This window comes from Acidovorax sp. GW821-FHT11A03 (assembly GCF_058809075.1).
In genome coordinates this window covers 168970-189006 of sequence record NZ_JBXASG010000010.1, presented here as the reverse complement: position 1 = coordinate 189006, position 20037 = coordinate 168970, and the positions used below count along the sequence as shown (strand labels likewise).

At 58.6% G+C, this 20037-nt stretch carries 41 protein-coding genes; 15 read left to right on the top strand and 26 right to left on the bottom strand.

Annotated elements, in window-relative coordinates; genetic code table 11:
* Window positions 1–212: 212 nt before the first annotated feature.
* The 23 genes from AC1RVY_RS23695 to AC1RVY_RS23585 all read right to left on the bottom strand — a co-directional run bounded on the left by AC1RVY_RS23695 (window position 213) and on the right by AC1RVY_RS23585 (window position 11442).
* The gene (locus tag AC1RVY_RS23695; RefSeq protein ID WP_492808538.1) at window positions 213–404 is read right to left on the bottom strand and encodes a helix-turn-helix transcriptional regulator; all 192 of its coding nucleotides are present in this window, start codon (window positions 402–404) and stop codon (window positions 213–215) included.
* 156 nt (window positions 405–560) lie between these two features.
* Window positions 561–755: a hypothetical protein gene (locus AC1RVY_RS23690; RefSeq protein WP_492808536.1), complete on the bottom strand. Its 195-nt coding sequence runs from the start codon at window positions 753–755 to the stop codon at window positions 561–563.
* Window positions 748–1209: a hypothetical protein gene (locus AC1RVY_RS23685; protein ID WP_492808534.1), complete on the bottom strand. Its 462-nt coding sequence runs from the start codon at window positions 1207–1209 to the stop codon at window positions 748–750. Before AC1RVY_RS23685 ends, AC1RVY_RS23690 begins: the two co-directional genes overlap by 8 nt.
* 1 nt (window position 1210) lies before the next feature.
* Window positions 1211–1489: a hypothetical protein gene (locus AC1RVY_RS23680; RefSeq protein ID WP_492808532.1), complete on the bottom strand. Its 279-nt coding sequence runs from the start codon at window positions 1487–1489 to the stop codon at window positions 1211–1213.
* Window positions 1476–1949 (bottom strand): hypothetical protein, encoded by a 474-nt coding sequence (locus AC1RVY_RS23675; protein WP_492808530.1) that lies wholly within the window; start codon window positions 1947–1949, stop codon window positions 1476–1478. The genes AC1RVY_RS23680 and AC1RVY_RS23675 overlap by 14 nt, the downstream gene beginning before the upstream one ends.
* Entirely contained in the window at window positions 1946–2167 is a 222-nt protein-coding gene (locus AC1RVY_RS23670) for a hypothetical protein (protein ID WP_492808528.1), read from the bottom strand. The genes AC1RVY_RS23675 and AC1RVY_RS23670 overlap by 4 nt, the downstream gene beginning before the upstream one ends.
* The gene (locus AC1RVY_RS23665; RefSeq protein WP_492808526.1) at window positions 2167–3291 is read right to left on the bottom strand and encodes a hypothetical protein; all 1125 of its coding nucleotides are present in this window, start codon (window positions 3289–3291) and stop codon (window positions 2167–2169) included. The genes AC1RVY_RS23670 and AC1RVY_RS23665 overlap by 1 nt, the downstream gene beginning before the upstream one ends.
* Window positions 3288–3665 carry a hypothetical protein gene (locus AC1RVY_RS23660; RefSeq protein WP_492808524.1) on the bottom strand — a complete coding sequence of 126 codons (378 nt, stop codon included), beginning with the start codon at window positions 3663–3665 and terminating at the stop codon, window positions 3288–3290. Before AC1RVY_RS23660 ends, AC1RVY_RS23665 begins: the two co-directional genes overlap by 4 nt.
* Window positions 3658–4314: a hypothetical protein gene (locus AC1RVY_RS23655; RefSeq protein WP_492808522.1), complete on the bottom strand. Its 657-nt coding sequence runs from the start codon at window positions 4312–4314 to the stop codon at window positions 3658–3660. The genes AC1RVY_RS23660 and AC1RVY_RS23655 overlap by 8 nt, the downstream gene beginning before the upstream one ends.
* Before the next feature lie 552 nt (window positions 4315–4866).
* A complete protein-coding gene (locus tag AC1RVY_RS23650; RefSeq protein ID WP_492808520.1) occupies window positions 4867–5148 on the bottom strand; it encodes a hypothetical protein in 282 nt (93 codons plus the stop codon).
* Between the two features lie 50 nt (window positions 5149–5198).
* Window positions 5199–5816 carry a YqaJ viral recombinase family protein gene (locus AC1RVY_RS23645; RefSeq protein WP_492808518.1) on the bottom strand — a complete coding sequence of 206 codons (618 nt, stop codon included), beginning with the start codon at window positions 5814–5816 and terminating at the stop codon, window positions 5199–5201.
* Complete coding sequence (locus AC1RVY_RS23640) at window positions 5813–6322, bottom strand: hypothetical protein (RefSeq protein WP_492808517.1); 510 nt, start codon at window positions 6320–6322, stop codon at window positions 5813–5815. Before AC1RVY_RS23640 ends, AC1RVY_RS23645 begins: the two co-directional genes overlap by 4 nt.
* 191 nt (window positions 6323–6513) lie before the next feature.
* Window positions 6514–6783 (bottom strand): hypothetical protein, encoded by a 270-nt coding sequence (locus tag AC1RVY_RS23635; RefSeq protein WP_492808515.1) that lies wholly within the window; start codon window positions 6781–6783, stop codon window positions 6514–6516.
* Window positions 6780–7163, bottom strand: a complete 384-nt coding sequence (locus AC1RVY_RS23630; protein WP_492808513.1) for a hypothetical protein — start codon at window positions 7161–7163, stop codon at window positions 6780–6782. Before AC1RVY_RS23630 ends, AC1RVY_RS23635 begins: the two co-directional genes overlap by 4 nt.
* Complete coding sequence (locus AC1RVY_RS23625; protein ID WP_492808511.1) at window positions 7156–7434, bottom strand: hypothetical protein; 279 nt, start codon at window positions 7432–7434, stop codon at window positions 7156–7158. The genes AC1RVY_RS23630 and AC1RVY_RS23625 overlap by 8 nt, the downstream gene beginning before the upstream one ends.
* Window positions 7431–7751 (bottom strand): hypothetical protein, encoded by a 321-nt coding sequence (locus AC1RVY_RS23620; protein WP_492808510.1) that lies wholly within the window; start codon window positions 7749–7751, stop codon window positions 7431–7433. The genes AC1RVY_RS23625 and AC1RVY_RS23620 overlap by 4 nt, the downstream gene beginning before the upstream one ends.
* 262 nt (window positions 7752–8013) lie before the next feature.
* The gene (locus AC1RVY_RS23615) at window positions 8014–8346 is read right to left on the bottom strand and encodes a hypothetical protein (RefSeq protein WP_492808508.1); all 333 of its coding nucleotides are present in this window, start codon (window positions 8344–8346) and stop codon (window positions 8014–8016) included.
* Window positions 8343–8567 (bottom strand): hypothetical protein, encoded by a 225-nt coding sequence (locus AC1RVY_RS23610; RefSeq protein WP_492808507.1) that lies wholly within the window; start codon window positions 8565–8567, stop codon window positions 8343–8345. Before AC1RVY_RS23610 ends, AC1RVY_RS23615 begins: the two co-directional genes overlap by 4 nt.
* A 50-nt stretch (window positions 8568–8617) precedes the next feature.
* Entirely contained in the window at window positions 8618–9019 is a 402-nt protein-coding gene (locus tag AC1RVY_RS23605) for a hypothetical protein (protein ID WP_492808505.1), read from the bottom strand.
* A 289-nt stretch (window positions 9020–9308) separates the two neighbouring features.
* On the bottom strand, window positions 9309–9527 hold the full coding sequence (locus AC1RVY_RS23600) for a hypothetical protein (RefSeq protein WP_492808503.1): 219 nt from the start codon (window positions 9525–9527) through the stop codon (window positions 9309–9311).
* A 19-nt stretch (window positions 9528–9546) separates the two neighbouring features.
* Window positions 9547–10320, bottom strand: coding sequence for a hypothetical protein (locus tag AC1RVY_RS23595; RefSeq protein WP_492808501.1), 774 nt, complete (start codon window positions 10318–10320; stop codon window positions 9547–9549).
* A gap of 370 nt (window positions 10321–10690) precedes the next feature.
* The gene (locus tag AC1RVY_RS23590) at window positions 10691–10813 is read right to left on the bottom strand and encodes a hypothetical protein (RefSeq protein WP_492808499.1); all 123 of its coding nucleotides are present in this window, start codon (window positions 10811–10813) and stop codon (window positions 10691–10693) included.
* 419 nt (window positions 10814–11232) lie between these two features.
* Window positions 11233–11442, bottom strand: a complete 210-nt coding sequence (locus AC1RVY_RS23585; RefSeq protein ID WP_492808497.1) for a YegP family protein — start codon at window positions 11440–11442, stop codon at window positions 11233–11235.
* A gap of 12 nt (window positions 11443–11454) precedes the next feature.
* On the opposite strand from AC1RVY_RS23585, the gene AC1RVY_RS23580 reads away from it, so the two are divergent.
* The gene (locus AC1RVY_RS23580; protein ID WP_492808496.1) at window positions 11455–11703 is read left to right on the top strand and encodes a hypothetical protein; all 249 of its coding nucleotides are present in this window, start codon (window positions 11455–11457) and stop codon (window positions 11701–11703) included.
* A gap of 29 nt (window positions 11704–11732) precedes the next feature.
* On the opposite strand, the gene AC1RVY_RS23575 is transcribed toward AC1RVY_RS23580, so the two are convergent.
* On the bottom strand, window positions 11733–12179 hold the full coding sequence (locus tag AC1RVY_RS23575; protein ID WP_492808494.1) for a hypothetical protein: 447 nt from the start codon (window positions 12177–12179) through the stop codon (window positions 11733–11735).
* Between the two features lie 57 nt (window positions 12180–12236).
* On the bottom strand, window positions 12237–12971 hold the full coding sequence (locus AC1RVY_RS23570; protein WP_492808492.1) for a LexA family transcriptional regulator: 735 nt from the start codon (window positions 12969–12971) through the stop codon (window positions 12237–12239).
* Between the two features lie 77 nt (window positions 12972–13048).
* Between AC1RVY_RS23570 and AC1RVY_RS23565 the strand changes: the two genes are divergently transcribed.
* Entirely contained in the window at window positions 13049–13306 is a 258-nt protein-coding gene (locus AC1RVY_RS23565; RefSeq protein ID WP_492808490.1) for a transcriptional regulator, read from the top strand.
* Window positions 13307–13356: 50 nt separating this feature from the next.
* Here AC1RVY_RS23565 and AC1RVY_RS23560 read toward each other — a convergent pair whose 3' ends face one another.
* Complete coding sequence (locus AC1RVY_RS23560) at window positions 13357–13614, bottom strand: hypothetical protein (protein ID WP_492808488.1); 258 nt, start codon at window positions 13612–13614, stop codon at window positions 13357–13359.
* A 192-nt stretch (window positions 13615–13806) separates the two neighbouring features.
* On the opposite strand from AC1RVY_RS23560, the gene AC1RVY_RS23555 reads away from it, so the two are divergent.
* The 13 genes from AC1RVY_RS23555 to AC1RVY_RS23495 all read left to right on the top strand — a co-directional run bounded on the left by AC1RVY_RS23555 (window position 13807) and on the right by AC1RVY_RS23495 (window position 19893).
* A complete protein-coding gene (locus AC1RVY_RS23555) occupies window positions 13807–14175 on the top strand; it encodes a hypothetical protein (RefSeq protein WP_492808487.1) in 369 nt (122 codons plus the stop codon).
* Window positions 14176–14371: 196 nt separating this feature from the next.
* The gene (locus AC1RVY_RS23550) at window positions 14372–15058 is read left to right on the top strand and encodes a hypothetical protein (RefSeq protein WP_492808485.1); all 687 of its coding nucleotides are present in this window, start codon (window positions 14372–14374) and stop codon (window positions 15056–15058) included.
* Entirely contained in the window at window positions 15058–15399 is a 342-nt protein-coding gene (locus AC1RVY_RS23545; protein WP_492808483.1) for a hypothetical protein, read from the top strand. Before AC1RVY_RS23550 ends, AC1RVY_RS23545 begins: the two co-directional genes overlap by 1 nt.
* A complete protein-coding gene (locus tag AC1RVY_RS23540) occupies window positions 15383–16351 on the top strand; it encodes a DnaB-like helicase C-terminal domain-containing protein (protein ID WP_492808481.1) in 969 nt (322 codons plus the stop codon). The genes AC1RVY_RS23545 and AC1RVY_RS23540 overlap by 17 nt, the downstream gene beginning before the upstream one ends.
* A 255-nt stretch (window positions 16352–16606) precedes the next feature.
* Window positions 16607–16879 (top strand): hypothetical protein, encoded by a 273-nt coding sequence (locus AC1RVY_RS23535; RefSeq protein ID WP_492808480.1) that lies wholly within the window; start codon window positions 16607–16609, stop codon window positions 16877–16879.
* A 178-nt stretch (window positions 16880–17057) separates the two neighbouring features.
* Window positions 17058–17279 (top strand): hypothetical protein, encoded by a 222-nt coding sequence (locus AC1RVY_RS23530; RefSeq protein WP_492808479.1) that lies wholly within the window; start codon window positions 17058–17060, stop codon window positions 17277–17279.
* Window positions 17276–17503 (top strand): hypothetical protein, encoded by a 228-nt coding sequence (locus AC1RVY_RS23525; RefSeq protein WP_492808477.1) that lies wholly within the window; start codon window positions 17276–17278, stop codon window positions 17501–17503. Before AC1RVY_RS23530 ends, AC1RVY_RS23525 begins: the two co-directional genes overlap by 4 nt.
* A complete protein-coding gene (locus AC1RVY_RS23520; RefSeq protein WP_492808475.1) occupies window positions 17496–17930 on the top strand; it encodes a recombination protein NinB in 435 nt (144 codons plus the stop codon). Before AC1RVY_RS23525 ends, AC1RVY_RS23520 begins: the two co-directional genes overlap by 8 nt.
* Window positions 17931–17956: 26 nt before the next feature.
* A complete protein-coding gene (locus AC1RVY_RS23515) occupies window positions 17957–18403 on the top strand; it encodes a DNA N-6-adenine-methyltransferase (protein ID WP_492808473.1) in 447 nt (148 codons plus the stop codon).
* On the top strand, window positions 18397–18966 hold the full coding sequence (locus tag AC1RVY_RS23510; protein WP_492808471.1) for a recombination protein NinG: 570 nt from the start codon (window positions 18397–18399) through the stop codon (window positions 18964–18966). Before AC1RVY_RS23515 ends, AC1RVY_RS23510 begins: the two co-directional genes overlap by 7 nt.
* Complete coding sequence (locus tag AC1RVY_RS23505; protein ID WP_492808470.1) at window positions 18963–19307, top strand: hypothetical protein; 345 nt, start codon at window positions 18963–18965, stop codon at window positions 19305–19307. Before AC1RVY_RS23510 ends, AC1RVY_RS23505 begins: the two co-directional genes overlap by 4 nt.
* Entirely contained in the window at window positions 19304–19516 is a 213-nt protein-coding gene (locus AC1RVY_RS23500; RefSeq protein ID WP_492808468.1) for a hypothetical protein, read from the top strand. The genes AC1RVY_RS23505 and AC1RVY_RS23500 overlap by 4 nt, the downstream gene beginning before the upstream one ends.
* Window positions 19516–19893 (top strand): hypothetical protein, encoded by a 378-nt coding sequence (locus AC1RVY_RS23495; RefSeq protein ID WP_492808466.1) that lies wholly within the window; start codon window positions 19516–19518, stop codon window positions 19891–19893. The genes AC1RVY_RS23500 and AC1RVY_RS23495 overlap by 1 nt, the downstream gene beginning before the upstream one ends.
* Window positions 19894–20037: the final 144 nt, after the last annotated feature.

Here is a 20037-nt window from a genome sequence, read left to right as displayed (position 1 = left end):
GAATGTGCCCCCCAATGTGCCCCCAATTTTCTCGGATGGGGGTGGACTAGTCTGGACGGGTACGGACAGCTAAGATGCTGATTTCAAAGGAGAAATAAAAAAGTCCGGAAGAGTTTGGACTCTTCCGGACTAGTCGATGGTGCCCGGGGCCGGAATATGACACCCGCTTGGGTAAAGGCTTTGCGGATTTCGTGAGTAATCCAGTGCGTAATTCATCGGGCAAGTTTCTTCGCATGCTTGTGCAGCCACGCATTGAAATCCTCGCGGTTCCAGCGCCTGCATTTTTGCGATAAGGCCACCGCAGGGCGGGGGAAGTCTGGCCGCTTTACCAGCCGATCCCGGGTGTACGCGTGGGAAAGATTCAGCACCGTGCTGATGTCGTCGATCGTCATCAGGTCGTTCATCCTGACCTCCAAAAAAAAGCCCCTTCTCGGGGCTAGTGCAGTGTGTGAATAGGCTCGGGCTCTTCAGGCTCTGGCCGGTCGTTGTCGCCGTCTTCAGCGTCTCTGTCGTCCTGCCAGCGCTCTGGGTAGTGCTTTGCTGTGTAGGCTTCCTGGCGCTCACGGGCTCGGCGTGACATTGCTTTCTCCTTGTGCGGCCGTGTCTCCACGCGCCCAGTTGAAGAACTCGCTTGTCATCCGATTGCCCTTCTGTTCTCGCAATCTGCGCAAGCGGTCTTCCAAGTGTTGGACTTCGGCGTATTTGGCATCACGTTCTTGCTCAAGTCGTGGGATGTCGGCCTCGGTGTCAGACATCATTGCTTGCTCCTTCATGTTGAATGGCGACGTCGATGGCAGCATCTAGCGCGTCGCCAGAAAAATAGCGTGTGAACTTGTTGCCCCAGTCATTGATATCCCCCTCAGAAACGCAGATGCCCGAGGTTTCAGAGTCGGGATCGGCAACATCCCGCAGCCAGCGATACCGCTCCGCATACTTGCGCAGCTCCTCTACCTGCACCTTCAATGCGCGGATGTTCTGGTGAATGCTCCCTACGTCTGGCTCGCCATCGTCGTTTGGTGGGAACTCGCTGGCGTAGGCCATCCGCGCGGCGCGCAGCCCCTCTACCTCACGCTCCAGCGCCTCAATGGCGTCTGCTGCGGTCTCCATGGTGTAGTTCAGGCCAGAGATGATCTCGGTCTCGTCCCAGGCTGATGCCTCCGCATCGCTACCTTTGCGCAGCCTCTCAATCAGTTCAGCGTGTTGTGTCATATCACTCCTTCTCGCCCAGGCGGGCACGGGCTGCGGCGATGGCTTCGTTTGTTAAGTCGTGCCAATGGGGAGTTTTGGGGCCGTACCACTCACCATTTCCCCACCATCCATGCAGAGCGTGTAGCGCATCCCTGAGCTGTCGTATCAAGGCCTCATCTTCCTTGCGGACCTCTTCCTCGATGGCTCGGGCGAACTGCTGCCATCCCCAGCCTTTGAGAAATCCATCCATGCCGCCCGGCATGCTCTCGGCGATTTCGTTAATCCGCTCATCGGTCAGCATGCTGTCCTCCTTCCTTTTGGGTGATGCCGTGGGCGCGCTCTCCTGCCCGCACGGCCTTCCGCATGGTCTTGCTGTCGCAGGGGCAGAACGGGTTGTTCGTGCTGAAAGTCTGCTCGCGCAGCATTTCTATTTGCGCATCCGTCAGCGGCTCCCGCGCCGCCTCGGGCTGGGTGGGTGGTGCGGCAAGCATTGCATCAATGCGCGGGACCAAATCCTGCGGATTGACTTCAGCCAGATCTCGCCACCAAAGCAGCGTGTTGCGTGACACGGTGACTTTTGGCGACATTGCCGCCACCGGCTCACCTGCAGGGGATGGCGCACCCCAACGGGCCAGGACTGCGCGGGCGAAGTCAATCATCGTGCCGTTGAATACGACGCGGCTACCAAACATGCGAAGCAAATACGCTTCCGAAAGCTCATTGATCTCTGCATCTGTTGGCGGCTTGATAGTGCTTGTCATGGCTTGTCCTTTTGGGCGGCGCGCCATGCCCCAATGAAGCCGAGGTTTTTGCCGCACTTGTCGCAAATTGCATCGCAGGCCATGGTCTCAAGCACTGCCCCGTCATGCTTGCAGCGCCATTGACGCCACCAGATGCGCAGGTACGCCACGGCAGCGGCCAGCGCAAACAGCACAAATATGGCAATGCCGATAGCGTCAGATATGGTCCAGATGAACATCACGCACCTCCCCGCTGGGCGGCCAGGGCGGCGCCAGCGTATTGCTCCCACTGGATGGCCATCAGGGCATCTTTCCATGACGGCGGAATTGGCAGAGCAACAGCACCATCAAGTGGCTTGACCGTGCCCGCCTCCTTGACGCACAGCCACAGCAAACCATCGACGAACGCGGGGAACGGGCGCGCATCTGCCGTTGCTGGCTGGGGTGCGGCACGGGCTGCGCGGTCGGCGTCAACGTAGGCGCGCAGCATGGACACTACGGCCTCATCTACCGCTGTCGCTGCGGCTGCGGTGTCTCCAGTTGAGATGGCGCGGCGATGGCGGCCAATGGCGATCCATAGTGCTGAGTTATCGCCCAGGTCCGGCAAAGGCGGGTAGTCCTGCCCATCCTGCGCAGGGGCGGCCATGTTCGATTCCTGCTGCGAGGGGGCGGGTGCTTGCCCATGGGATGCGCGCAGTTGGTCAATCAGATCCTTTGCGTCGTCGGCGTCGGCCTGGTATTCGTGCGTCGTGTTGGCATCTAGCATCGCCTCCAACACATCAATCACACGCGCCGCCCCGGTCGTGTTCGATTCCACCCCGGGGGCGGGCTGGGGTGCTGGAGTACCGGGGGCTGCGGCGGCGATGACTTCTGCCGCCATCCTCGCGGCTTCGATTGTTGCGTTCACACAGATCAGATCGTGGTAACGCTGGATTGCCGCGTGTAGGCCGCCGATGCGGCTTGCGGGGCCGATGAGGCCAACGCTTTCGGCAAGCGCCATAGCATCCTGCGCAGTCGCTGGTGCTGCAGCGAGCATTGCGAGTGCGGTGTGAGCATCCTTTTCGTTGCGGTATGCCCCCATCAAGCAATAGGCAGGCTTCTCCCCGCCGTCATCGCACGTGATCGACGCCGTGATTGGTGCGGCAGGCACCGCCCGCTCTGCTGCCCCTTGCGCTGTGAGGGCGGCTACCTGGGCGACGTGATCCGCATAGCGTACCCACGAACCGGATGTGTCAGGGATGCCGCTCGGAGTGCTTGAGCGCTGGCCCCAATCGTCCGACTGGTAGCCGATCTTGTAGCGCTGGATGGAGCGCAGCGCATCGGGTTGGGCGGGCACTGCCGCGCCTGTAGGGGTGGGGGTCATGGCGCTTCCTCGATGTCATTCATTACGTACTGGTGGCGATAGCCGCGTGCCATTCGTTTGAATGCACTGGACGCCATCACGCGCACCTTTGGTTTGCCGAACTGGCGGCCATCTGGGTCAATGAACTGGCGCAGATAAAAGGTGCGCTCTGGGTACTTCCCGGGCTTGAAGGTGCCAAGCACCTCCAGCACCATGAAGCCCTCGCCGTCCGCCACCCATTGCTCATCCGAATACTCGTAGTCGCCGTGTTCGCAGCGGGTTCCTGGCTTCCATGTCTTCACGTCATCAACGAACTCGCCATCCATCGGCCCGCTGTACACCTCGCGGATGAATGGAAACTTGACCTTGTGAACGATGTTGTTGGCATCACCCATGGTCCGCCTCCTTTCCGCCACCAGCGGCGATGGGAGGGCGAACGAACGGTTTCCAGATGTCCAGATCGCTCATGATTGACACCGACTCTTCGGCTGTTTCCATCATGCAGTGCACGTTGCCTGCAATGTCCGCGACCGCGTTGAAGATGCCCGCAAACCCTGCGGTGTTGATGCCGATGTAATCCTGGTCATCGCGGCAAGGTGGCAACTGCTCTGAAGCCTTTGTCCACCCTCCCACCATTCCCTCTGGGGGAGAGGGGTGGGTGTAGAGCAAACTGCCACCCCGGCGCGCGATGTAGTCACGCTCTGTGCCACGGCGGATAAGGCACACCGAGCCTTCGCCATCCAGCACAGCTCCCGCAACAGGCTCACTCCCCGCACTTGCTGCGACACCGCTGCCGTTGCATTCACGGCATGGTCCGTCATGGGTGTGCCCGGCGTCTCCGCATGACTGGTCGTAGAAGCCTTCGGGGTCTTCGCCGCTGCCGCTGCAACGTGCGCAATCGGTCCCCGCACTTGCTGCGAGAGAGGCGACAACCTTCGCGCGGGCTTCTGCAGTCTTGGCGTTGTACGTGTGGCAGCCGGAGATATGTCGTGCTTCTGCGTAAGCGTCGATCAGTTCCATCAAGGTTTTGTCTTCATTGCTCATGTCTGCTCCTTACGGGCGCCTAGCCCTTGGAATGGGTTGCTGTAGTCCTGCCAAATCTGATGCGCTCTGATACGTCCGGCAGTGGCCTTGCTCACGCCATGCTCAATCGCTGCGGCGTTGATCGTTGGTGCATCTCTGATGGCCTGGATTTGGTCAATGGTCAGCTTCGCAAACCTTGCGCGCTTGTCGTCGGAGATGCGCTTTCTCCGTTGTGGCGACCGTGTGTAACCCGTCCTTGCATCCGTGGCCTTCGCCAACGCGCTGCGCGACGAGATAAGCAGGTGATCGGGGCACACACATTTAGGATCGCCACACTTGGTTGTCGCAACGTGGTTGGGCGGGATGCTCCTCCCGAGTTGGATCGCAAGCCATCTGCGGACGGCCTGTTGTTTTTCTCCTGGCGGGTGCATGGTCGGTGTACCCTGGTTTGTGCACCCCAATTGCCAGATCCAGCAGTCGGCATCCTCTTTGACGCGGGCGTGTATGTAGTCAAGTGGCTTCATGGCAATAAAAAAGCCCGCTGTTGCGGGCCTGGGAGTGGGGTGGGGTTGTTCAGAATGGAACGTCCATGTCGTCCCATCCGCCAGGGTCTGCGGTGGGTGCTGGCGCTTTCTGTTGTCTCTGAGGCGCCGACTGTCCAGGCTGCTTGTCCTTGCGCTTGACGGATACGCTCAAAAACGGCGCCCCGGCAGCAGACTTCTTTATCCAGCCATCAAGGAAATACTCCACTCCGTCTACATTCAGCGAGCCAGTGCGGTCCGGTTTATTGCTGCCGGGCTCTTTGCGGTCGTTGACAAACAACGCTCCACGGTTGGTGTTGTCGTAATTGCTCATGGTTTACTTTCTAAAAGTCCCGCCAGCCTGCCCAGCGGGTGTTGGTGTGGTTACCCACGGATGTTTTTCAATGTCTCCTGCACCAGACCGAGAAAGTCTGCCCGCCGCTGGCGCAACCGGGCAATCTCGTCGGCGTAGTCGTCTCGGTACAGCCGATGCACGATCAACTGCTTGCTCTCGGAAAACTCCGCGCAGTAACTGGCGAAGTCCACCCAAGCTCGGTCAGTGCAGTCCAGGTGCCCGATCAACTGCCAGCGGTACGCAGGGTCGAACGAATCGCGCATCAACGTCGCGTAGTGCGTCTTGGCGCCAACTGACTTGACCTCCAGGACGCCATCTGTGCCGATCAGGCCATCTGGCGAATCCCCGTAGGTGCCCCAACAAAAGAACCCACCGTTCTGCACGGTCACAAAGTTCTCATCTTGGTAGAGCATCTTGGCGACTGGCTCTTGTTCATGGCCGCGCTCGGTGTGCTCGTTGCTGAAGCTGTATTCAGCCTTCTTGCCAGTGTCGATTTCCAGGGCTATTTGCAGTGCATAGGCTTTGGCCGGTTCGCCAAATGCCTTACCCTCGTTTGCCATGAAACAACCGAAATTCGAGGCGGTGGCCTTCCCTAGCCGCAGAGCCATCCACGCGTCGGTGTTCTGCTCGACGTCATAGAACGTCATGTTGCAGGCTCCTTGCATTCATCCGCGATTTGTTGCTGGTGCTCCGCGCTCATGTCAACGCGAGACAGTACCTGCGAAAGGTTTCCGTCGCGCCGATATGCCGCCTTGGCGTTATCCCAACCGCGTTTGTTATCCGGAGTCAGGATGCGCTTTTCAGGCGCAAAGGGGCTGATTCGCAGGCCCTCGACCGACTCCTTGCCGAAGCGCACGTTCTGGTCAACGTAGACCGTGATACGCACGTTCTGCCAGTCGTCGATAAAGGCCGATCCCGTCAGGCCCTTCATGGTCTTGCTGTTAGTGGCGTTGAGGATCATCGGCTTGAGCTTCTCGCCTGGGCGCAATTCCTTTTCAACGAACCATGCGGTGTTGAACAGGTCTTTTGTTTTCTTTGTGCGGTCAGGCTCCAGCGTGACGCGCGCCACCGTCAGAACGGTTGGCTCAACAATGTCCGCGCTGCTCAGGTATGGCGAATCGAACGCCTTGCGATAGTGTGTCTTTTCAGTCATCTCATCCTCCAGAAACAATCCACGCCGATCTCAGCGCAACACTGCGCGAAAGACAGCGTCGGTAGATGCGGTAAAGCCTGTAGCAGTCGATAAGCCTTGTCATGGCACCCCCGCTACAAAAGCAAGCAGGCCAGCCCAGGCAATGACTACTAGATAGGCCATCAGGGCGAGAATGCAGCGCTCTGTGTCTGTCATGGGGTGGGCGCCACATGCTCAATCGCCAGCAAGCTCTGGATCTGCCGGTCAATCTCGGTGATGCAGGCTTGGAACTCTGCGCGGGCCTTTTTCTTTGCGGCCTCCAATAAGGCAACTTGCGCCGCAGTCGGGTCGAACACGTCGGGGATATCGACCTCGATGGAGTAAGGCATGACGGTGGCGTATCCGTACCCCTGCATTTCGGATCGAAAGAACTGGTACTCGCCGTCGCTGTGGGTAATAAAGCCCTTGATGGTGGTTTTCATGTATTCGCCTCTTGTGGTTTGGGTTGGCACTTTGCGAGGGCTGCGCGGGCGGCGTCTATGGGCGGCGCAACCGCTTCTGCGAACCACATTTCGCCGCCCTGCGCTTGTTTGGAGTCCGCAGCGCTGATGATTGCGTTAAGCAGCTCTGCAAGCTGGCGAGGCGATAGGCCGGTCTCGTTGAACACTTTTCCGGCTTCTGCGATGAGGCGGGCGTTATCCTTCGCATCTGGTTGGGCGCATACGTCTGCCACTGGGACGACTGCTGAACCGATTGCGACCTCAATTGCAAACGGTATGCGCGAGGCCCAATTGCCGCCTTCATCAACAGCTCGTGGTGTATAGCGCCACTCGCCCGGCGTCGGCTTGATTGCTTCACTCATGGCTCTCTCCCTTGGCTACCTGATAGGCCCGCCCGCGCTTGGGCGTGCACGTGAGTACATCGCCATCCCACTGCGCCAGGGCAGCAGGACCGCATACAGCCTGCCCAGCGAACTCGCGTGATGCCTTCGCAGCTTCCTCCATCTGTACTGCCTGCAGTTCGTCGGACTCGGGCCATTCGTGGCGGTTGTCCTCGTGCTGCACAAAAAGAAAAGCGCCCAGAAGGACGCTTATGAAGAAGAAGGTGCCCCAGTTGGGGTGAAGTCGGTTCATGGCATAGCCTTTCCGATCTCAGCGGCTGCACGGACGATGGCGCGACGGGTGGCATGCGTCGCATCGTTCCCAATGCGTTCATGCGTATCTGGCCTGAACTTGTCGTCTGAAACTACGACTACTGAGCCTACTGGGATGGCGTCGATACCTATCCTCATTTTGAGCTTCACCGCCAGCCGCAGAGCATCGCCGTCGTCTACGATGGGATTCCATATTTCAGGAACGGCATTTGATTCGATATTTGGGCCAGCATCGACCCAGAAAAAATCCAGCCCCGCAGCCTTCGCCGCCAGCTCCAGCATTTCACGGTCTGTCATGGTGTCTCTTCTCCTGTATCTGATGGGGGAGGGGATTGACGGAAGCGTGATGGCGACCAATCACAATATGTGTCGGTTGTCGTATGCCCATAAATCAGAGTGCATCGCCGGATGTGCACGCAATCGCCGCAGGTGATACCTTTTGGTAGGCGCATCTTGTCTGGGTCGGCGGGATCGTAGTTGAGCTCCGCATTCACCCGCTTAGTCTGTTCCTGCATCTCTTTGCTCCGCTTTGCTGCAAGGGCGCGTTGTTGGTCTTGGGTCATGGCTTGGCCCGATCCTGGAGCATTTGAGAAAAGCTAGCGACCATCTGATCGCGGTGTTCTTTCTTCTCAGCATCCAAGTCGTTGAATTTGAGGTTCGCTCTTGAGCGCTGCAGCGTCCAGCCGCGTCGCGCCATGAACCACAGGAATATGTCGATCACGTAGCATTGACCAGCAACCCAGTTCACTACCTTCGCGTATTCGTGGCCTTCGACATTGATGCGGCTGTGCATCAGTTTGAACACGTCTTTTTGATCGTGGAAATCACGCAGCGGTTGCGGTAGGTACTGGCCCGACTTGAGCCACTGATCCATGTTGAACTTTTTGCTCATTCATCTTCTCCAGGATGGTCAGGATCTCTCGGGTCCGGGTGTTCGCGCATCCGGCGTTCCAGTGCTTTCTCACGCTTTGCTTCTTCGCGGGCAAAGAAGTCAAAGCTGCACTCAATGTCTGCCCGGACGCGCAGGGCCTCCAGTTCTTCTGCGGCAATCGGCGGCGGTGCCGCTGGGTTTGTCGCGAAGATGCGGGCGAAGGTTTCGTGCACGTTGTTCATGCGGCTCTCCAGAAATGAAAAAGCCCGGCTATGCGGGCTGTGCGGTGTGTTCAGCAAAACCATCCGGTGATGTAGTCGTAAGTGCCCGGCCCGTGACCCGCGCAGTTCTCTCCGCTGTGCCGGGCTAGATGGAATGGCCCAGCAACCGCGTGATTTGCGCGCAAGTCGTCCGGACTCCAAGAGCCGACACGGCCCTGCCGCTCGGTTATGATCCGGAGCATGTCGGCTGGGGTGATCGGCTCGCGGTATTCATTCCAAATCACAGCCTCAGGCTTTGACCACCGCGTTTTCCAGTCCTCAAGGGTGTTGATCCCCTCCTCCGGGATGATGTGCAAGCTGAAGCACCAGCCCATCGAAGACTTACCAATGTGCAGAGGCTCGTAATCTGGTATATGAGCGCAGTGCGCGCATGTCTCTGGCTGCTTTTCATGCAAGTAGTAATTGGTGCCCATGGCGCTCTCCAGAAATGAAAAAAGCCGCTCAATGGCGGCTTGTGGGGTTTGGGGTTGGGGGTTGATGGTGGCCGGGCTACTTTCACTTCACCGATGAACCGGCTCGCTCGCAAGCGGCACGGAATTCAGGGCTGGGTACTAGCCAGCCAGATCCAGTCATGCGGGCACCATCGGGTAAGCAAGCGACACGGCTTACTCCCTTGCGGGCTGTCGTGAGGACTCTTTCGAGCTGCCTTGCACTTGCTTGCCTGAAAGTCCTGGGCATCCCGCCCAGGTGGTTTGTTCTGCCCTATTGGTGACCGCGCAGTTGGCCTTCGATGTAGTCAATCATTGGGCGCAGTGATGCGGTGGCACGCAGGGCCTCGCCCTTGTCTCCAATCGACATGATCGAGCCCAGCACGATCTCCATTGCGGCGGGGACCACGACGCCAACATTCGACTTGCTGGCAATCTCGCCAAACTGATCTTTCACGCGGTCGATTTCCGCTCTGTACTGCGCATCGTTCATCTCTCATCTCCTTCACTGTTTAAAACCCATAGTCAAAAGCAACGTACTGCACAGTAGGCTGATAGCCTGTCTTTGCAATACGCGCTACAGAAGCGCTCACTTGCTGCTCCGCTATCGGGAAGAACTGCGCGACTTGGAACGCAACCATTGCGCTCTGCACTGGAACTGTCGGGGCTTGTTCTTCAATCACATCTGCATAGAGCGTTGCCCATCCACCTGATATTGGTGTCACGGAAACGCGCAGCCAGTACGCAACCCCAGTCCGCAGGGTGAACCCCGGCGATGGCGTGAGGTAGCCCGCAGCGTGCGGCGTCGGAGACAAGCACATCGACCCTGGTGGAATCGCCCCCAGCACATCCGATGCACACCGCCCGTTTTCCTGCGTCCAGACGATTGCATTGGGCGGATCGTCGTCGTATCCGTTTCCTGCGGTGTCTGAGCGCATCCACAGCTCCAGACCCAGCCCGTGCTCACCAAGAATCGCCCCGGCTCCGTGCGTCCACAGCACATCACTGGATATGTTCTGCGGACCCGTCGTTGCCCCGCGCTGAGTGAGCGCAACCACCGCGTGCTGTGGTGTGGTTGTCTGCACGTTTGTCAACCCATCCCACACGAACCGCGATTGCAGTTTGAGTTGGTGGCCTTGCTGCAGAGAACCAGCAGGTTCAGACAGAGCAGGGAGGTATCTGAAATCTAGGAACGGCTCTCCGCTCAGAGAACCATTCGCAGAGTCTTGAGCCGATGCACAGGTCATGCATGCAGCAGCTATCAAGGGAGCAATGATGTGCCGCATGTGGATGGCCCATGAAAAAAGCCACCCGGAGGTGGCTTGGTTGGTTGTGCGTCCCACTCAGTGAGTGGGGTGGGGAGGGGTTATCTGCATTTGTGGCACAAGGGGTCAGCGTCGATCACGCGCGCCTCGTCTTTGGCCGTCAACGCTGTGGTTTCCTCTGAGATGACGGCGCCGCACTTGGGGCACGACCACTGGAGCATCAAGCGCCCCCAGCTACCGACAACTTGCGCGCCTTGCTCTTGGCCTAAGTCGCCGGAGGGCAACTCGCATCCCTGGCAGTTCTCGCAGACGCTTGTCATGTCCGCTGGCCAGCCGCTGCTATCGAGCGCCCTGGGGCGCAAGATGTTGATGGAGCAATGCCGTGATGGCATCACAGCCAAGCGAGGATGGTGATGTGAGCCGCGCCACGGTTGAAGGTGCGCTCAATGATCACTGGTTGTGATTGGTTGGTGCGGTAGTTCCACATGGTTGTGTGCTCGAACTGATTCATCATGGGAGTGCTCCTTGGTTAAATAGCCCAAGTACCTCTTTCACAGGCACTTGGGCTAGCCCCGCGTTGGCAGGGCCCCGTGACATGCGTCCACCAGCACCCGCCGATGTACATGCCTGCCGGTATCTGCCCGGCGTTCCTCGCAACTTCCGGCGTGCTGCCTCCACCCCCGGCCTCAGAGAGACGCAGACCTTGGCGGCTGCTCAGCTACGGGATTCCTTCGCTGCTCTCGTCATTGGCTTGGCCCTTTCGGGTCTATCGCTGCCTTTTGCTGCGATGGGTGTATTATTAGGCTGTACCTTATTCGAGTCAATAGGCATAGCCTTATTTATGAGGCATGCGAATACGTATAGGACTACGTAGTCCACAGCAGGCAACAAAAAACCGCCTCGGTGGGCGGTTGTTGGTCGGAGCAGTGGGCTTTAGCCGTTGGTCTCAATGACTGGCGTTAGGGCGTTGGTGGATTTCAGAAGGGCAATCGCATGCAGGCAATCCGCTTTGTTGACATAGGCCTCCCCGCTGGCAATGGGCTCGTTGTTGCCGCCAACAAAGCGCCAGCGCCAACCGCCCTTATCGCCTTGTGCAGCAGCTAGTAGGCCTTTAGGGCCATCGTGATAGATCTCAAAACGCATAGGAGTCCTTTCATGGAGAAATACCTTCGCGGGTGGAACGCCCAAACCCTGTATGCCCTGGAATACGAGCATGGCGGCTCAAAGTGGGCGCTGAACTTTTACGCCGTCGACTACGATGATGCGGTCGCCAAAGTGGAAAGCCTGAAAAAAAGCCTGGTGCTGCTGGGCCAGTCCGAAGGCTTCATTCCTTGGGATGACAATGCCAAAAACGACGGCTTCCCAGAGATTGGTGGCCCGATCATTTCCAACCCCGGCATGTAGTCACCTGCAATCCGTATAGACCGTGCGGCTTAGAAAACCCGCTTGCCTACCATCGTGGTCCCTGGTGGCAGCATTGCCGCACATGGAATGTTTTGCAGATAGCCTTCGCGCGTCTGCTCCACCTTGAGAATGGTGACGGTTATGGTGGACGCGCCAAAGACCAACTCATGCGTGGCGTCGCACATCATGTTTATGGCAAGGCCGGTGACAACCGCGCGGTTCCCATTGATTGGCCCCATGTAGCCATCCCAAACAAGAAGCTCTTTGGGTCGTACTGTGATGTCTCCATAGAACATGCCTACCGTCCCGTTTGTGGGCGTGGAGGTGTAGTTCGTCGCCAGAATAGCGCCGCCGTTCTGCTGAACCATAAAGAACGATTTCTCATTCACGACGCTCTGGTACAGCCCATCGAACTGGCCGTTGGCCATGGCGCCTGTTGCTGCGAGCAATGCAGCGGCTGCGATAAGTTTCCTCATAGTCCTCTCCTTTTGGTTGGTTTGAATATTTGGGCGCTTTGAGACATGCCTATGTACTCAGAATTCCTCGCCTCTCCACACTTTGACGACGCGCCCAAATACCTCGAAATCCATCCCATCAACGATGTCGAATGGGTCGTACAGAGTGTTGTAGCTCTTGGCCCGGAGCACCAGGCCGCCTGCCGTTGGAATGCGCTGGATTTGCTTTACAAAACCTTCTTCTCCTACGCGGAAGAAGTAGATCCCATCCACATCAGCCCGCTTGATGCCGCAATCAACCAAGAGCGGATCACCGGGGTTGAACAGTGGCTGCATCGACGGGCCGAAGCCGGTAACGATAGCCAAGTTCTTAACTGACGTAATCCGGTGAACGTTCTCCTGTGCCCACCGATCCGAAACGCGCCATTCTTTGATGACTCCGGGTTGCTCTGCCAAGACGATGCCTCTGCCCATAGATCCGCCCGTACCGAACTGGCGGATAACTACGTCACTACTTTCATTTCGTAACGAATGTGCAGAGGGTATGACGTTTGTGTCGTCTTCCAAAGCACTGGATGGCTTAGACCCCTGACTTAACTCAAATGATTCGAGGCCCCAGTGCTCGGGGCCCACAACATCAGCGAAGTAAGCCCACAGCTTGGGTAGCTTTTCTTTCCCGATAACGCCACGGTTGAGCCAGTCTTGCACAGACGGTGGCTTGACCCCGAAATGTGTGGCAACGGCGACTTGCGAGACGCCCTTCTTCTCGATGGCGGAACGGATGGCCGCTCCTAGTAATTCGCCTGTAAGCATCGCCTTATCTTCCGTTAGGCTGGATCGGTTAGGCAATTCCTATTGACCGCAATAAGGCTTGGCCTCATAATGAGGCTATGTCTAATGCAATTCTGAGAGCCGCCGACATCCTTGGGGGGCAAGCAAGCCTTGCCAGGGCCATGGGTGTGCAGCCGCCTACCGTCAATCAATGGGCTAAGGGCGCACGCCCAATCCCGGCCGAACGATGCCCGCAAATCGAGCGCCTGACCGCTGGAGGCGTGAAGTGTGAGGAGCTGCGCCCAGATGTGAACTGGGCCGTTCTGCGCAAGCCATCTCGCAATTCCACCCCCGCCCAGGAAGTGAGCCATGGCTAAGCCGTATCGCTGGAGCGACATGTCGGCAGGAGACGACCACGTGCGGTTGCTCAAGTCCATGTTCCCAGGCTTTGGAACTCTTGCCGGAACTGCTCTGCAATCTCGTGGATGCCACCCGGTAGTGCTTCTCCGTGCGGCGTATGGGAATGCGCGGCAATTGCCGCTTGCACGAAGTGCTCGAACACTGCGCTCAGTTGCTGTGGGTTCGGGTGTGTTCGCACAACTGCGTAGAGCAGAGCTTGCAGCGCTGCAAAGCCGCCCGTCATTGCGTCGAGTCTGACCGTGAGTGTCTCGATGTCCTCTTTCATGTCTGCCCCTTTCGTTGGTTTGGTTGGTCGCACTTCCATTGTCCAACGTCTGCGGGCGGGCGCCCATTCCCTCCCCAGCCACTTCGCAGTGGCCTTTGCTCAGGCCTTCGGGTCTGGGCGTTTTTCTATTCGTGTTCATGGCGTCCATTGTTTGGCACGCCATTGATAACTAGCGATACCTGGAGATACGACATGAAATCAGCCGCTATCAGCGCTTCTCAACTCACCCTGAACTTTGAGCCTGGGCTGGTTGAGCGCTATGGGTCGTTGCGTGATTGCGTGGCGACTGGGGTGTACCAGCGCGGGCTCAAGCGCGTAGCCATCGACTTGGACCAAGCCCCCAGCAACTTGTCTGTGCAACTGAGCGATGACCCATCACGCCGCTTCTCTGTGGACAGCCTCGAAACCTACATCGAGAAGACTGGCGACAAGACCCCTGTGCTTTATCTCGTGGAGCGCTTCCTGGCGCCTGATCTTGAGAACAAGGGCATCAAGCAAGTGGAGGCCATGAAAGCCAAGCTGGCTGATCTGATGCGCGAAATGGAAGGGCTTGCGCAATGACAACCCTCTGGAACCCCCGCAAACCACTGAATCAGCCTCCGCACTTCCGCAGTGGCGGCCCTATTGCTCCTGGTGGCTCTGCCCCATTCCACACCTACGAACAAAGCAAGCGCGCATGGGCTGATGCCAACCCCGCCGCGACGCCTGAGCAGTACGAAACAGCGATCAAGGCGATTGCCGAAAGGCTGGGGGTCTGATGGCAAACCAGTGGTTTCGGATGTACTCCGAATTCGCCACCGACGCCAAGGTCCAGATGATGACCGAGGTGATGCAGCGTCGTTATCTGATGTTGATGTGCCTGCGTTGCAGTAACGCGCTTGTAACGTTACACGACGAAGAGATAGCGTTTCAACTGCGTATCAGTGATGAAGAACTGGCCGATACCAAGGCTCTTTTCATCAAGAAGGGCTTCATCGATTCCGCTTGGAATTTGCTGAATTGGGAAAAGCGCCAGTTTGCTTCCGACTCCAGCAATGCCCGTGTGGCAAAGCATCGTGCGCTACAAAAACAGAAGCAAGAACAGGCAGGTAACGGCGATGTAACGTTACAGGAACGGAAAGCTAACGGCCTAGATACAGAACAGAACAGAACAGATACAGAAGAGAAGAGTGCTCCTTCTGCGAAGTCGCCACGCGGCACGGCGTTGCCGCAAGACTGGACCTTGCCAGACGACTGGAAAACCTGGGCCGAGAAAGAGCGCCCGGATGTTGACGCGGTGGCAGCGGCGGATTCGTTCCGAGATTTCTGGATTGGCAAACCCGGCAAGGATGGGCGCAAGGCCGATTGGCAAGCGACGTGGCGCAACTGGGTGCGCAACCAGCGGGCGCAGCCATTCCGCAAAGCCGCACCGGCTGGTGATGTGTGGGCAGGGGCGGTGAACTGATGACATCCGCACTCGCCCAAATGCGCCGCGCTGGCAAATCGCCTGTGTCGATTTTTGTCTACGTCGGCAAACCCCCGAAGTGGGTACAGGAAGCCGCAGACGTGATCGTGGTGGAGCGCAACCCACGATCAATGGACTGGCGCCCATTGATCGGCTTGCACGTTGATGTGGTCGAGATTGGCGACCAGGGGGAATTGCTGCGCGAAACCGTGCAGTGCGCGGAGAACGCAAAGGCCCGCTCCATCGGCCTGCTTTGCCGGGCCGGTATTGCCGGGCTCAACCCTGACCACGAACAACTTCTTCAACGCCTGCAAAGGAGGCTCAATGCATTTCCTCACTGATGACATCGACTTCGCGGCCTACGAGCGCGAGACCGACGCCGCAGCCAACGTCAAGCCAGCATCCGTATGGATGGATGAGCTGATCTTCAAGCTGCAGAACCCTGACCGCTCGAAAAAGGTACTGCTGCCGTGGGAGCAGACGGCCGGCCTGTTTGCATTCCGCCCGGGCGAGGTGACGCTGTGGGCCGGACAGAACGGCCACGGCAAGACGCAGATCGTTTCGCAGGTGGTGCTGTCCCTGATGGGGCAGGAAGAGAAGGTTGTTGTGGGCAGCTTCGAGATGAAGCCCGGAACCACGCTGGCAATGATGTGCCGCATGTACGCGGGCACCAACCCGTTCAGCCCGGAGTACCAGGGCAATGCTGGCGTTCAGATCCTCACCGACCTCTACAAAGAGTTTGGCGAGTGGACAGACAACCGCCTGTGGGTCTACGACCGCCAGGGCACCGTGAGCGCAAACCAGGTACTGGGCATGGCCCGCTACTGTGCCAAAGAGCTGGGGGTGACACACATCGTGATCGACAGCCTCATGAAGTGCGTCATGGGCGAGGACGACTACAACGGCCAGAAGGCGTTTGTGGACGAGCTGACGGCCCTTGCCCGCGACAACATGGTGCACGTCCACCTGATCCACCACTTGCGTAAGCCCAGCAAGGAAACGGACATCCCGGACAAGCACGACACCAAGGGCTCAGGCGCTATCACCGATCTGGTGGACAACCTGATGCTGGTTTGGCGCAACAAGGGCAAAGAGGATGACGTGAAGGCCAAGGGCCGTACATCTGCCAAAAAGGACGAGCACGACGCCGCAATCCTGTGCCGCAAGCAACGCAACGGCGAGGACGAGCCCACGATTCGACTGTGGTTCGACCGCGATTCAAAGCAGTTCAAGGGCGACCCGAACGACCCGTTGATGTACTTCCGCAACTGGCCTCACCGTGAGACGGCATGACATGCCAATGCTGCACCGAAGCGCGGGCCGACCCAGCCAGCTACCGCCTTTTCGCAGACGGCTGCTTGCACTGTGCGGCGAGGCGTATCCAGTACATCCAACGGTGCTTACCCATTGGCCCGGGCCAGAAGGCGGAACGCTGTCGGGCGGCTCTGTCCCAGGCACTAGCGCTTGGACTGCCGGAGGAAAGTATCAGATCAATGGCAAAGCGTGCCGAGTGGCAGGTGGAGCCGCAAAGAAAGAAGGGGTGAAGTGATGAAGCAAGACGAACTCATTTCCATGGCTCGCGTTGCCTGCGGCCCAGAAGCAGAGGACCCACTTTACGAGGACCGGGTGATCTTGGGGCTTGGAGAGCTTGAGCGCTTCGCCACCCTGGTAGCAGACAAAGCCGCAGCACGGGCGATGGAGGCGTGTGCGAAGGTGTGTGAGATGCGCATGACCTACTGGCACCGAGATGATGGCCGTGTATCAGAGGATGAGTGCTGCGCCGCCGCCATCCGCGCCCTAGCCCGGAAGGGAGGCGTATGAAAGTCATCAAACGCGGCGAGCTGCCGCAAGAAAAGATCCACCACGAGACCTGCAATCGCTGCAAGAGCGAGTTGGAATTTAAGCACTCAGAGGTGCAGTGGGACCTGTACCCGCGCGGAACCGGTCAATGGTACGTGCTATGCCCGGTTTGTGGGAGCAACGTGTGGGGGCCCAGCAAATGATTCAGTTTGCACTTGCCTTCTTCGGCCTGTCCGCAATGTTCATGGCTATGGGTCACAACGCCCGCGCGCGCCGGTGGGCGCCCATTGTCGGGCTTTGCGGTCAGCCGTTCTGGATCACATTCGCGCTGCAGTCGTCGGCATGGGGCCTGCTGGCCCTGTCGCTGGCATACAGCGCTGTCTATCTGCGCGGCGCTTGGCTGCAGTGGAGGGTCGTATGACTATCGGCGTATTCCTCCCCGAAGGCATAGAAGCCGAAGTCTGCGCAGACATCTCCCGACGCCAGCAGATGGGCATCAACAAGTACGGCACCACGGTTGCAGAGAACCCGCTGAGCCTGCGGGCGTGGCTGGTCAATGCATATGAAGAGAGCCTTGACTTGCCGATATACCTGAAGCGCGCAATTGCTGAGATTGACGCGCAGGAGGCTAGGCGCCATGGCTGAACGCATCACCCTAAGCCTATGGGAGCCCGTGCAGGCCCACAAGGCAATCATGACCATCTGGCACCACGCCAAGGGCTGGCTAATGGCTGGCGACCAGCGCCTGACATTGGAAATCCGCCCCGAGAAGCGCAGCGATGCGCAGAACCGCCTATTGCACGCCTGCCTGTCTGAGATCAGCAAGCAAGTGGAATGGGCCGGAGCAAAGCGCGATGTGGACACGTGGAAGCGCCTGCTTACCGCCGCATGGCTTCGCGTACGTGGCGAACCCATCGAAATGCTGCCAGCGCTGGACGGCAACGGGGTGGACATCGTTTTCCGCAAGACCAGTCAGTTGACCAAGGCCGAGTGCGCGGAACTGTCCGAATTCGTGATGGCTTGGGCCGCTGACAACAACGTGCGCTTCACTGCGCCGGAGGGGTGGCAATGAGCCTATCCGCCCACCAAAGCCCAGTCATGGGCAAAGACGAATGGCTGACACCGCCCGAGATCATCGCCGCGCTTGGCACGTTCGACCTGGACCCTTGCTCGCCAATTCACCGGCCTTGGGCCACTGCAGCCAAACATCTGACGGTTGCCGACGATGGCCTCCGGCAGGAATGGGTCGGGCGAGTGTGGTGCAACCCACCGTTTGGACGCGAGGCTGTGAAGTGGTTGCGCCGCATGGCAGGGCACGGCAACGGGATTGCCCTGATACCCGCCAGGACGGAGACGGAAATGTTCTACGAATGCGTGTGGGGGGTGGCCGATGCCGTGTGCTTCATCAAAGGCCGGCCGCATTTCCACCATGTGAGCGGCGAACGCGCTGCCTTCAACAGTGGCGCCCCGATCTGCCTAGTTGCCTATGGCCCGGGGAACGTCGCAGCTTTGAACGCCTCTGGACTGGGGTATGTCGCATGCTGACCTACAAGAACCCCAAGGCGAAAAGCTGCGTCGTGTGCGAGCGGGTGTTTGTGCCGTGGAGCAGTACGCAGCTTGTCTGCCGCCAGTCCTGCGCCATGAAGAAGGCCCGTGCCGACCGCCTGGCAGCAGAGAAGGCCGAGAAAGAGTCTGTCAAGCGCCGCAAGGAGGCGATCAAGAAGGTGTCCGAGCTGGAAGCCGACTGCCGCAAGATCGTTCAAGAGATCGCCCGCATCCGCGACCGGCATGAAGGGTGTATCTCCTGCCACATGGGTCCGAACTACGACGGCATCTGGCACGGCTCCCACTACCGCGCCCATGGTGGGTGTTCATCGCTCCAGTTCCACCTCTGGAACATCCACAAGGCTTGCGAGCAGTGCAACTACTTCAAGGGCGGGAACCGTGAAGGGTTCATTCAGGGCTTGTTGGTCAAGCCCGGCTACGGCCCCGAGCGCATCGATTGGCTGGACAACCAGCCCAAGTCGCAGAAATTCAGCAGGGAGTACCTCTACCGCTTCAAGGCGGTCATGGGTAAACGCCTGCGCCGCATGAGGAAATCGAAATGAAGTGCAAACCAGAACTTGGCCCCAGCATGGTGCTGGTGGTCGCTACCCTGGCCGCGCGCGGCCCGATGGAGGCCAGACAAGCAGCCGACGCCACCGGACTGTCGTACCACACCGCCCGCCAGTACCTCCGCCGTCTGGCCTTCCGTGGGGCGGTGGTGTCGGACCGCACCGGCAAGAACCCAATCTACAAAGTGGCTCCTGGGTGGAAGGTGTCTCTCTCTCCCATAGACCCATTGGCCGCAATGCGAGAGCGCAAGTCTGATTTCCAAGGGGTGAACACCACTGTTGCCATGGCTATCAGCAAGGCGCCCGCGCTGCATTCTGTCTGGAGGTGCGCATGACCAAGCCAACCCTCTTTGAAAAGATGCGCAACAACCGCGAGGCAGCACGTGCATGTGAGAGCTGCAGACAGGACATGGAACGGGAATCGAAGAGCTGGGGAACATGGGGCAAATGGCTCGATAGGCTGCACGCAAACACGATATCTGCAATGACATCTGACCCAGGTAAACCATGGACGATGCCATATCCATCAAAGGAGCGCGAATGATGCAAAACGACTCGCACGTAATTCTTGAGGATCTTCTGTCCCGCTGGCACCACTGGGCAAAAGGCTACAGACCTATCCCCACATGCGGATCAGACCCCATGTTCCGCAACGCAAAGAGCGCCAAGGGGTACGACACCACCGCAGAGGTGATCGAGGATGAAATCACCAATGCCCAGATGAAGGCCATCGACTTCCAGGTGTCAGAGATGGCAGAACCACACAGATCCGCTATCTACATCCACGCAAGGAACTGCTACACCGGGCACAACGTGTGGCTGTCACCACGGCTGCCGAAAGGCCCGATAGAGCGCGCCAAGATTCTGGGAGAGGCAAAGAGCATCCTCATAGGGAAACTACTGAGTGCCGGTGTGATGTGAAAAGTGTTGACAGCATCGATTTTTTCGATATAGTCGCGCGTGGATGGCAGAGGTGCCTCCAAAATTTCCAAGCCCGCAGGTTCGCCTAGCGGGCTTTTTCGTTTGCGGGCTCGCTCAACACCTCGATTGGCACTGTCCACCGGA